This is a genomic window from Frankia sp. Mgl5, assembly GCF_023242985.1.
In the GTDB taxonomy this organism is placed as follows: domain Bacteria; phylum Actinomycetota; class Actinomycetes; order Frankiales; family Frankiaceae; genus Parafrankia; species Parafrankia soli.
This window is the reverse complement of record NZ_JALKFY010000691.1, coordinates 1-10,459: the sequence shown is the minus strand read 5'-3', so window position 1 is coordinate 10,459 and position 10,459 is coordinate 1. Positions and strand designations below refer to the sequence as shown.

General features: G+C 68.6%; 8 protein-coding genes and 3 pseudogenes. 3 read left to right on the top strand and 8 right to left on the bottom strand.

All coding sequences use genetic code 11. The features are described from left to right. Positions 1-443: 443 nt before the first annotated feature. Positions 444-1,235, top strand: coding sequence for a hypothetical protein (locus MXD62_RS25985; protein ID WP_248832046.1), 792 nt, complete (start codon positions 444-446; stop codon positions 1,233-1,235). 345 nt (positions 1,236-1,580) lie between these two features. Here the strand turns inward: MXD62_RS25985 and MXD62_RS40920 are convergent. Both MXD62_RS40920 and MXD62_RS25975 read right to left on the bottom strand, forming a co-directional pair. Then, positions 1,581-1,813, bottom strand: a pseudogene (locus MXD62_RS40920) (ribbon-helix-helix protein, CopG family). Next, the gene (locus MXD62_RS25975) at positions 1,810-2,886 is read right to left on the bottom strand and encodes an Lrp/AsnC family transcriptional regulator (RefSeq protein WP_248832047.1); all 1,077 of its coding nucleotides are present in this window, start codon (positions 2,884-2,886) and stop codon (positions 1,810-1,812) included. The pseudogene MXD62_RS40920 and the gene MXD62_RS25975 overlap by 4 nt, the downstream one beginning before the upstream one ends. Before the next feature lie 151 nt (positions 2,887-3,037). Between MXD62_RS25975 and MXD62_RS25970 the strand changes: the two genes are divergently transcribed. Both MXD62_RS25970 and MXD62_RS25965 read left to right on the top strand, forming a co-directional pair. Next, a complete protein-coding gene (locus tag MXD62_RS25970) occupies positions 3,038-4,699 on the top strand; it encodes an MFS transporter (RefSeq protein WP_248832044.1) in 1,662 nt (553 codons plus the stop codon). A 213-nt stretch (positions 4,700-4,912) separates the two neighbouring features. After that, positions 4,913-5,479, top strand: a complete 567-nt coding sequence (locus tag MXD62_RS25965; RefSeq protein ID WP_248832043.1) for a dihydrofolate reductase family protein — start codon at positions 4,913-4,915, stop codon at positions 5,477-5,479. Between the two features lie 310 nt (positions 5,480-5,789). Here the strand turns inward: MXD62_RS25965 and MXD62_RS25960 are convergent, their stop codons facing one another. The 6 genes and pseudogenes from MXD62_RS25960 to MXD62_RS40910 form a co-directional block, all read right to left on the bottom strand. Next, entirely contained in the window at positions 5,790-6,740 is a 951-nt protein-coding gene (locus MXD62_RS25960; protein WP_248832042.1) for an ice-binding family protein, read from the bottom strand. Between the two features lie 535 nt (positions 6,741-7,275). Next, positions 7,276-7,896 (bottom strand): TIGR03086 family metal-binding protein, encoded by a 621-nt coding sequence (locus tag MXD62_RS25955; protein ID WP_248832041.1) that lies wholly within the window; start codon positions 7,894-7,896, stop codon positions 7,276-7,278. Between the two features lie 483 nt (positions 7,897-8,379). Further along, positions 8,380-8,658, bottom strand: coding sequence for a CopG family transcriptional regulator (locus MXD62_RS25950; protein WP_248832040.1), 279 nt, complete (start codon positions 8,656-8,658; stop codon positions 8,380-8,382). Between the two features lie 14 nt (positions 8,659-8,672). Next, a pseudogene (locus tag MXD62_RS40915) lies at positions 8,673-8,912 on the bottom strand (hypothetical protein). A 590-nt stretch (positions 8,913-9,502) separates the two neighbouring features. Beyond that, the gene (locus MXD62_RS25945) at positions 9,503-10,051 is read right to left on the bottom strand and encodes a hypothetical protein (protein WP_248832039.1); all 549 of its coding nucleotides are present in this window, start codon (positions 10,049-10,051) and stop codon (positions 9,503-9,505) included. Positions 10,052-10,105: 54 nt separating this feature from the next. Beyond that, positions 10,106-10,165 (bottom strand): annotated as a pseudogene (locus MXD62_RS40910) (hypothetical protein); the annotation flags it as partial. Between the last annotated feature and the right edge of the window lie 294 nt (positions 10,166-10,459).

The following is a 10,459-nucleotide window of genomic DNA, read 5'->3' as shown; positions in this document are numbered from 1 at the left end:
ACCACTACCAGCCCGACCCACACCAAATCAGATCTGACCCGGTCTACCCGTCAAACCGCGAGCGTGCCGGAGCCCTGGCTGTCCGAGGCGGGTCTGGATGCCGGTGCCGACACATGAGCAGACCCCCGCCTTACAAAATCGGTCCGGTCGTCCGCCACTGCCGCGGGACGCCTGGGGCATCGTGTCGACCTCAGTGAAGGTCATGGCCGTGCCCACTCCAGCAGGCGCATGCGCCGCTGGTTGGTGGAGACAGGTGGGTGAAGGGGCCCCGGTTGGGGCCGTGCGCCAACACGGCCCCAACCGGCGGTGTCGTGTATCGAAAAGAAAATAGGTCGAACAAAATATCTCGCAGATCCCGGCATGATGCTGGCGCTCCCGATGGATCCCGGCGACCCAGGATCATGCGGAGTCACACCTTGTATGCCACCTGACTGGACGCGGCCTTGCCCGTCGAGGCCAGGTCTGTCAGCCTGAATCCCGAGGAGGCGAGGGAGATGCTGGATCTACGCCACAAGCTGCGTGACCTTCCCGCCGTTCGCGGTAAGGCGCCGTGGCCGGGATATGAGTACGTGAAGGGTTGGGGGGTATTCGGGCTGCCCTTCGACACCGGCCATGTGCTGGCGCTGCGGGTCTTCCCGGAGAACGATTTCAGCCCGTACCGGACGCTGTGGCACCGCGATCCGGGCGGACACTGGTCGATCTATGTCGATGGTCCACGGCTGGACGCGGCCTGTCCGCGCTACTACGGCCCTGCGTGCGACTACACGGGCCACGGGCGCCTCGACCTGGAGTGGGTCGGTCCGGCCACGCTCAGGGTGCGCTTGGACTCGCCGGCTCTGGACTGGCAGTTCACCGCGGTGCAGACACCGCTGTTGCGGTTCCTCAACAGTGTCAATGGTGCGTTGCCGCTGTCCACGTGGCGATCCCCCACGATGTTGCACGCTCGGGAGCGGCTGTCGAGGGCTCTGGGGCTCGGCCGGCTGCAACTGGCTGGTGTCATGCCCAGCGGGCACACCGGCATCCTCATGCCACAGCGGATGTACCTCATCGACGACGCGACCGCCACCGTCGACGGCGCAGACCTCGGCCGTCCGATTCGGTTGCGGGACAACCCGACGATTGGTGACGTCCCGCTTCCGGCACGCGGTGTCCTCGCGATCGGGCAGGCGGCCTGGGAGATCCTCGACCCGCAGGAGTTCACCCGCACCCGCTCGCAGACATCCGCCGCTATGTGACCGAATCCATCGCGAGTTCTCTGTGTGGCGTTCGCATCCGGCCCATCGGGTTCCGTTCGAGGTCCTCCTTCTCCTACGAGCCAGGAGGCGAACTGCTGTAGCGCCCGACAACCACTCGCCTGTAAGGCGCCACGGGGCACACGTACGCCCGACCTGCATAAACGCAGGTTACCGCCGAGCGGCAGGGCGACAATTGCATTGTTGCTAAACGATCTCCTTCGAAGCGATGCCGAGAACTCGACATGATGGATATCACGCCTATCACGGCGCCGTCGAACCTCCCGAGCGGTCCGCACTGGTTCACCCGACGAAAACAGCGTGCTCCGTCGATGGGTCTTCGCGCCGTCAGGCGACGTCGAGCCAGGCACGGAGGGCCTGCCGGATCACCTCGCTGGCATTCGTGTGATCCGCAGCCGCCCGACTCGCCAGGGCCGCACGCAGCTCCGGATCAAGCCGCACCGGCACGACCTCGCCCGGCGCCGACCCGATCGGCCGCCGCCCACCCGGCGCCGCAGAACCTCCACGTCGTAGCCGGCCTCGGCCTCGCCAGCAAGCCGCGCCACGAGCTCGTCGGTCAGGCCGGCTGGCGGCGCGGGCGGTGGGCGAGGGGCGGTTCGACCAGACGGCCGTCGTCGGTCCAGGCTCCGGACTGCTTGACCGTGCGGAAGACCGGCGAGATCTCCAGGGTCTGGATGCCGTCGAGCTGGCCGACGCGGCGGGTGGTGAAGGCGTAGAGATCGGCCAGGTCGCGGCAGACGACGGAGGCCACCAGGTTGTGCCGGCCGGACCGGGCCGCGGCGAACGCGACCTCCGGCAGGTCGGCGAGCGCCTGGCCGGTCTCGTGCAGCCGTGCCGGGCTGACTCCCATGTAGAGGTGGGCCTTCGCGCTGTAGCCGAGCGCGGTCATGGCCAGGTCCATGTCGAGGTGCATCGCGCCGCTCTGCAGCAGCGCGCCGAGCCGGCGGGTGACCCGGCCCTCGCTCATCCCCGCCGCGGCGGCCAGCTCCGCGTAGCTCGCGCGGCCGTCGCGGGCCAGTACGGCGGCGATCGCCTCGTCGGCCGGCTCCAACGGCACAGGCCGCGGCGCGGGGACGGCGGACCACGTGGTGGCGGCAGCGCGCAGCGCGGCTGTCTCGTCGGTGTCCAGATACCCGGCCAGCGCTCCCCAGTCGTCGGAGTGCTGGCCGACGAAGTAGTGCAGCAGGACGGAGGCCTCGACGTCCAGGACATGGGCCGCGCGGGGCAGCCGGCGGGTGAGCAGGGTGTCGCGCTGCTCGGCCGACAGCGACCGGATCGCGAACGTCACCTCGGATCCGCCCGCGGACAGGAGCACCCACGCGATGTCGTCGCGCCGCGCCAGCGCCGCGGCCAGCGCCTCGGCGCTGTCAGGACGGCAGTGCACCCGGACGCTCCACGGATGCTCGCCCGTCGTGGCCGGGTTCAGCACGCCGAAGATCCGCAGGATCCCGTCGCGGCGCAGGGCGCCGTAGCGCCGGGCGACCGTCCGTTCGGACAGGCGCAGCACGGCCGCGATCCGCGCGAAGGACGCTCGCGGCGCGAGCTGCAGTGCACGGATGATCCGCAGGTCGTCTGGGTCGGTCACCACGTGTCGAGCCCGCGTCGTGTCGGATTCCCGCAGGACGGCCGTCATCACGGATGGAAATCTACACAGCGTGCCACATCCAGCGGTTCGTTTCCTGGCGGCCGGCAGAGTGGAGACCGGCGTCGCGGGGCGGTCCCGCGGGCGAGGTCGCCCAGGTCGCGGGGCCGGCGCCCGGTCCGAAGGGGACGTGTGAGGGTCGATGGAACGCAAATGGTGGACGCTGGTCGCGGTGCTGGCGTCGACGTTCATGCTCCTGCTTGACATCACGATCGTCGTCGTGGCGCTGCCCGACATCCAGCAGGAGCTGAACACCAGCTTCAGCGACGTGCAGTGGGTCGTCGACGCCTACGCGCTCACACTCGCGGCGCTGCTGCTGACCTCCGGGTCGCTCGCCGACCGGTACGGCCGCCGGCTGCTGTTCCTCATCGGCCTGGGGATCTTCACCGCCGGCTCCGCCCTGTGCGCGGCGGCGCAGACGCCGCTGATGCTGATCGGATCCCGGGCGCTGCAGGGTGTCGGCGGAGCGATCCTGTTCTCCACGTCGCTCGCGCTGCTCGCGATGAACTTCCACGGCCGGGAGCGCGGCGTCGCGTTCGGCGCGTGGGGCGCGGTCGCCGGCGTGTCGACCGCGCTCGGCCCGATCCTCGGCGGTCTGATCACCAGCGGAGTGAGCTGGCGGGGCATCTTCTGGGTGAACCTGCCGGTCGGTGTCGCCGCGATCGCGATCGCGCTGCGGAAGGTAGGCGAGTCGCGCGCCCCGCACGCCCACCGGCCGGACTGGGCCGGGTTCGCGACGCTGACCTCGGGGCTGGTCGCGCTCGTATACGGGCTGATCCGGGCCAGCGAGGACGGCTGGGGCGACGGCGGCGTGATCATCTGTCTCGTCCTGGCGGCGGTGCTCCTCGTGGCGTTCGCCGTGGCCGAGACGCGGGTGGCTCACCCGATGTTCGACCTGTCGCTGCTGCGGATCCCGACGTTCCTCGGCGGCTCGGTCGCCGCGTTCGCGATGAACGGCTCGCTGTACGCGATGCTGCTCTACCTGACGGTTTACCTGCAGAACGACCTGGGCTACTCGGCGCTCGGGGCCGGCCTGCGGATGCTGCTCCTCTCCGCGACGGCGATGGTCGTGTCGGCCGCGGCCGGGCGGCTGTCGACGGTCGTGCCGGTCCGTTGGCTCATCGGCCCGGGCCTCATGCTCGTCGGTGCCGGGCTGCTGCTGATGGCCGGCCTGGACGCCGGATCCGACTGGACGCACCTCATTCCGGGTCTCGTCGTCGCGGGCGCCGGGTCGGGTCTGGTGAACCCACCACTGGCCTCGACGGCGGTCGGCGTCGTGCACCCGTTCCGGTCCGGCATGGCGTCGGGGGTGAACACCACGTTCCGCCAGGTCGGCATCGCGGTCGGCACCGCCGCCTACGGCTCGATCTTCACCGCCCAGCTCGCGCATGGCCTCGATGACCGGCTCGCGGGCGTCCCGGCGCTGGCCGGGCAGACGGACCAGATCGCCGACGCGGTGCACGGCGGCGGCGCGGGCCAGGTGATCGGCGCCGCCCCGGCCGCGGCCCGGCCCGCGCTGACCGACGCGATCCACGCCAGCTTCGCCGGTGCGCTGAACGACCTGTTCATCACGGCCGGCATCCTGGCGATCCTCGGCGGCGCCCTGGCCCTCGCCCTGATCCGCGGCAAGGACTTCGCCGCCGTCCCCCAGCAGGCCCCGACAACCGGCGCGGGCCCGACCGGTGCCGCCCCGACCGGTGACATGCCAACTGGTGCCACGCCGGCTCAGGCCCCTGCCGGGGACCAGGCCCCGCCGGCAACGCCAGCCTCGGGCCAGACGTCAGCCGAGCAGCGCTCGGGGTGAGCGCCGGCCCGCCGACTCGACAGGCAGTGGAAGTGATCGCGGTCATACCAGGCTGGTACGGCGAGCGTTGCAGCAGACGATCCTGGACGGGATCCTGCGCGAGCCTCGCGCCCGCCCAGCAAATCCGAACGGGGGACCGATGAGAACCGGCGGCGGCGCCGGTCTGATCACGGACCGTCAGGTGCCCGCGACCGCAGCAAGGGAGAGCAACCCATGAGACCGCTCCGATACTCGATCAACGTCACCCTCGACGGCTGCTGCGACCACCGGGTAGGGATCCCGGACGAGGAGTCGCATCGCTACTGGGCCGCCAGCCTGGAACGAGCCGATGCCCTTCTCCTCGGCCGGGTGACCTACGAGATGATGGAGACGGCGTGGCGGCAGCCGGCGACGGGAACGTGGCCCGACTGGATGGCTGACTGGATGGTCCCCTTCGCCCGGACGATCGACGGGGCGAAGAAGTACGTCGTGTCGGGCACCCTGGACCGGGTCGACTGGAACGCGGAGCTCGTGCGGGGTGACCTGGGGAAAGCCGTTCAGCAGCTCAAACAGGAGCCCGGCAGAGGCCTGTTCGTGGGAGGCGTGACCCTCCCGCTGGCCCTGGCGGATCTGGGACTGATCGATGAGTACGAGTTCGTCGTGCAGCCCGTCCTGGCGGGCCACGGGCCGACGCTGTTCGCCGGCCTGAACGAGCGGCTCGAGCTGAAGCTCGTGGAGCGCCAGGAGTTCCGGTCGGGGGCGGTCGCTCTGCGGTACCAGCCCAGTCGAGTCTCGGCTTGAAGGTCGGCTGCCCCTGGGTACCCGGGCCTGGCAACTCCGCCACAGGACCGAGGTCGACACAGGCGCGCCCTCGGACGCCGGGTTCACATCATCACCCGTCAACGTCATCCCGCCGGGGATGTAAGAGGCGATTGCCCACGAGCACCGAGTCCGCCGCCGGTGCGGCAGAGCTCCCGACCTCTGCCGCGCACCCCGGATGCTTCCGTCCGGACTGCGTCGAACCGATGAGAATCCCGAAGCCGTCCCGGAAGCGGTCGTCACCGACCTGGAGGGATCGCCCCCAGGCCAGCGACGTACGCAGATCGGATGATCAGTATCCGATGAGTTGATAAGTGTCAGGCGAGACACTGGCGGTGAATCCGGAAACCCCTATGTAGATAGCTTTTATCTGGTGGAGGCCGGCGCTCAGAGCCGAAGTGGTGAACTTCGCGACTCCGGCATTGTCGAGGGAAACGACATTCAAGAGCGCGGACCCGTCGGTGAAAGCGACAAGCCCGGTTGGAATGGCCGTCCCGGCGCCGGCTGCCACGCTGGCGGTAATGGTGACGGGCTGTCCCGTCGGTGCCGGGTTCGGTGACACACCGAGGCTGGTGGTAGTGCTGACGGGCCCTTGGGTAGTGACCGGACGCGTGATGATGTCGGAATCGAGCGTGACCGCGCCGTTGCGGGCCAGGATCCTCCCGTCGACGGTCACCCCGGTGGTGACAGTGACCGAGGTGAGTGCCAGGACGTTCCCGCCGAGAATGGAGTACGTGCCGAGCGTCGCGGAACTACCGACCACCCAGTAGACGCGGGACGCCTGGGCTCCGTTGATCAGTTTCACCTGACTCGCGGACGCGGTGATGAGGGTGGACGCGGCCTTGAAGATGAACACGGCGTTCGGGTCGCCTTCAGCGTCGAGGGTCACCGTGCCGGTGATCCCGAACGTGCCCGCCGGGGAGGCATACACGCCGGGAGTCACGGTTGTCCCGCCGAGTTCGACAGGGATCGTGGCGGTGGTCGGAGTCGCCGCGGCGGCGTCGTAGGCGATGCCCAGGTCGACTTTTGCCTGCCCCACCGCGCTGTCGGCCTGATGAATGATCCCGGTCACCTGCCCGGGAGGGAACCCGGTCACAGCGGTACCGGGACTGAGCCCCAGATCGCCGTTCACAGTGGTGGCGCCGGTGTTCGTGATCGTGCTCCCGGCGAGCACCGCGTAGCTGGCAGCGGTGCCCAGTGAGACCGTGGGCGTGGCCGCGCTGGCGCTCGCGACCCCGGCCATACCGATCAGAACGGACGTCCCTCCGACGACGGCAAGAGCCCGGACTAGTCGTGATCGGGCGCCACTTCCGCGGCTGGTGGTTGAAGGGTGAGTCGTGACCATGATTTTCCTTCACGAGGTCTACATCACGATCGATCCCTTCGACCGTGTGCGACGTAGAGTACATATGAAGTTTCTCTAAGCAATAAACATGGTCATCGACTCGACCACCGAGACCACGCAGGCGCCACACCCCTACGGAAACGCGCCGCTCTCGGGCGGCTGCGGCTGCGACAAGACAGACGAACCTGCACCACAGGCCTGGCGCGCCGTTCGCCGCGAGGCGTCGCGTTCCACCGGCCCGGCGTCCCACCCGAATCCGGACGACACCGCCCAAGCGCACGTCGGGCGTGGTGCGCGAAGAACAACGATCAAGCGACTCGCGGCAGCAGCCCACCGCGCGGATGAGCCACTCCCCGGGCGAATGGTTGTGACCGGCCTCGGGAGTGCGGAGATCCAATCATGCAATTCGGTAGGGCCGGGATATCCGACGGCGTCAGCACACCGCCCGGCCGGCGAGGGCGAGCATGCGCTCCTGCGCCCCCGCTTCCTGCGGCATCGGGATGATGTAACCGTAGCGCCCCGATGCTCGCATCTGCTCGGTGATCGCGGGCATGTCCGCGAGCACGGCCTCCACCAGATCATCCGGTAGCTGATCGTCTCCGCCGACGGCGCGAGCAAGATCCCAGGCGTGAATCGTCACGTCCCGCACGAGTGCGACCAGCAGGAACTCAGCGGAGAGCGTCTCCTGTCCAACCCGCACCTGCATGTCAGGAATCCCTCGCGCTTCGAAGGCGGCAAGGTCGGTCAGAGCTCGGTCCCGAGCCAGAACCCATTCTCGGTGTGGATCAAGGCCCGGCGGAGTGTCCGCGACGCGGTAGTCACCGCCTCGCAGAGCCTCCGAGAACCCCAGGAGGTTACGGGCAACATGCGCCACGACATCCGCACCCGTCCACCCCTCGCACGGGGACAGACCCGCCAAGGCCGCCGGGTCGGCCGTATTCAACCGTCCGCCGAAGACCTCGACAGCCTGTCGGAGACTGTCGGACGCGGGCCGTGAGAGGCCTCGCAGGGACGCAGCCTGTGGTGGGGACGCCGCCCCAGGAGGTAGTGCCATAGGGATGTTCTACCGTGCGCCCTGCCGAATTGCGCGGCTGAAACCCCGCCATCTACCGGAACCGGTCGCAAGGGCTGCCCCCGGGCACGTTGTTCCAAACGGCCAGTTTTCCCGACCCCAGAAGCGCCGCAGGCGCCCGTCGGGGGGTCGCCCCCCGGCTAACATTGCGGCTGTGCCGCAGGCGATCCAAAGGATCGACAAGCACGCGGAACCAGCGCGTGGGCGCGGCAGGGATCGAACCTGCGACCACTCGCTTGTAAGCAGATATAAGGCTAACACCGTACTTCACCTGCATAAATACAGGTCATCGCGGAGCGTCGGGCCCACAATTGAGTTGCACCTAAACGATCTCTATCGACACGATTCCGAGATACCCAACATGACGAAAATCACACACATCACAGCACTGCCGGATCTCCTGGACGAGCGGACACAGGATCACGGCATGGGAACGCAGACCTTTCCCCCACGAGTCTCACACTGTCAGGCAACGTCGAGCCAGGCGCGGAGGGCCTGCCGGATCACCTTGCTGGCATTTGTGTGGTCAGCAGCCGCGCGGCTCGCCAGGACCGCCCGCAGCTCCAGATCAAGCCGCACCGGCACGACCTCGCCCGGCGCCGACCCGATCGGCCGCCGCCCACCCCGGCGCCGCAGAACCTCCACGTCATAGCCGGCCTCGGCCTCCCCAGCAAGCCGCGCCACGAGCTCGTCAGTAACCGGCACCTCACCTGACATGGGGACACTCCCTGTCTCGCCCGTCATCTCACCCCTCCTCATCACGGCAGGAGACCCCGATACTTCGGACGCATACGCATCGCGTGGATGATCATCTCGGTGCCGTCGTCAAGGAGCAGGACAACGATCTCCAGAAGGTTGCCCGCCCGATCCGGACCCAACCGAAGCTCCCGCTACGGGCTCTCATCGTCCAGCGAGTAGCCGACCAGGTACCCCGCCGCAGCGTGGATGATGTCCGCATCGGCCACACTGTGCTTACGCGCCGAACGGTGGATCTCCACATCCGATATCGTAATACGAAACATCGGCCTGTGACCGGATCGCCACAGAGCGCGTCGCACCCGGGGGTCCGGAAGCGCCGGGACCGACCCGGCGCGCCCACTGGACCATCCGGAAAAAGTCCGATGAACCGGCCGCCAGCCGCAGTCGCCAGGATGCACCGATGACGCCGGTTCGTCGTTCCAGTTCCGAGGCCGGTCCATCACCGAGCACGCACCGCGAGCAGGCCCCTACAGCCGCCAGCACGACGAGGATCCCGAGCGGCAGCGTCCACCAGCCCAACGCCGCCGTGAACCCCTGGACAACCGCGGCGAGAAGCGCGCCGCCGAACGCCACCGTCGCCAGTCATGGAAACACCCGATCCTCCAACGGCGACCTCGCCGGATGCCCCCACGCCCGGCGAGCCGGAGACGGACGAGTACGGCGAGCACCCGGGCATCGCCGCGAAGGCGAAGAACCCCAAATGAACCAACAAGCTACTATTCGTGCACAACACATCACATGAAGATGCTTCGGCAACGTGACGCGGACGACTCATCACGCAGACGGCATGATCGGCGGCTGCGCCATCTCCAGCGAACGATCGGTGCTCTCATATTCGGGCTGGCGTCGCGGTCGCGGGGGCTGCGGCTGGATCGCGGGGCCGGTGAGGGGCTGCGGTGGGGCCGGGTGGTGGGACCGCGGGGAGGCCGGCGGCGGGGAGCTCGATCTCGAGGATGTCGAAGACTCCGTCGTTGTAGCGGGTATCGGTGCGCAGCCGGCCGCCGTGGGCGGAGACGACCTGTTCGATGACGTAGCGGATTCCCGCCACGGAGGGGGCTGCCAGCGTGCTGGTTTCAATGTCGTCGGAGAAGTGGATGGCTGTGCGGATCCGGAGAACGATCAGGTCGGTGCCGACCTGACCGGCGCCGATATGGACGGGGACCTCAGCTGGTGTGGCACGCAGGACGGTGTCGACGAGGCTACCCAGAAGTTGACGCAGGGTGGCGCCGTCCATCCGGACAGGCAGATGCGTGGGGGCGTCCACGACGACCGCATGGCCCGTGGGGGTGGCGCGCAGCACGGTCTGGACGTCGGCGAGAGCCGCGGCGAGATCGCTGGCGTTGATGTCGGTGTGCCCGGCAGTCGTCGCGGTGACCATGCTCTCCAGGAGCCGTTCAAGCTGACGGGTGCTGTCGATCGCCGTGTCGAGCCGGCCGGCCAGCGTGCCGCCGGACGCCTCTCCGGTGCGGGCGTCGGTCAGGACGGCGCGGATGCCGGCGAGCGGTGCGCGGAACTCGTGGGCGACGGTGTCGACCAGATCGCGGCGCAGCCGGTCGGTCTCTTCGAGTTGCGCGGTCAGGCTGGCCTGTTCCTGGACATGCGCGCGGTAGCCCTCGTCGGTGTCGCTACCGGTGTCCCGGCGGATGAACCGCCCCGGGAAGGTTGGAGGCTCTAGGTTGTGACTGTGGCCTGGGGTTTCTGGGCTGTCGGGTAGTAGTTAGCTTCGTATTCGACTGGTGGGATGTGGCCTATCTCACCATGTAGGCGTCGGTGGTTGTACCAGTCC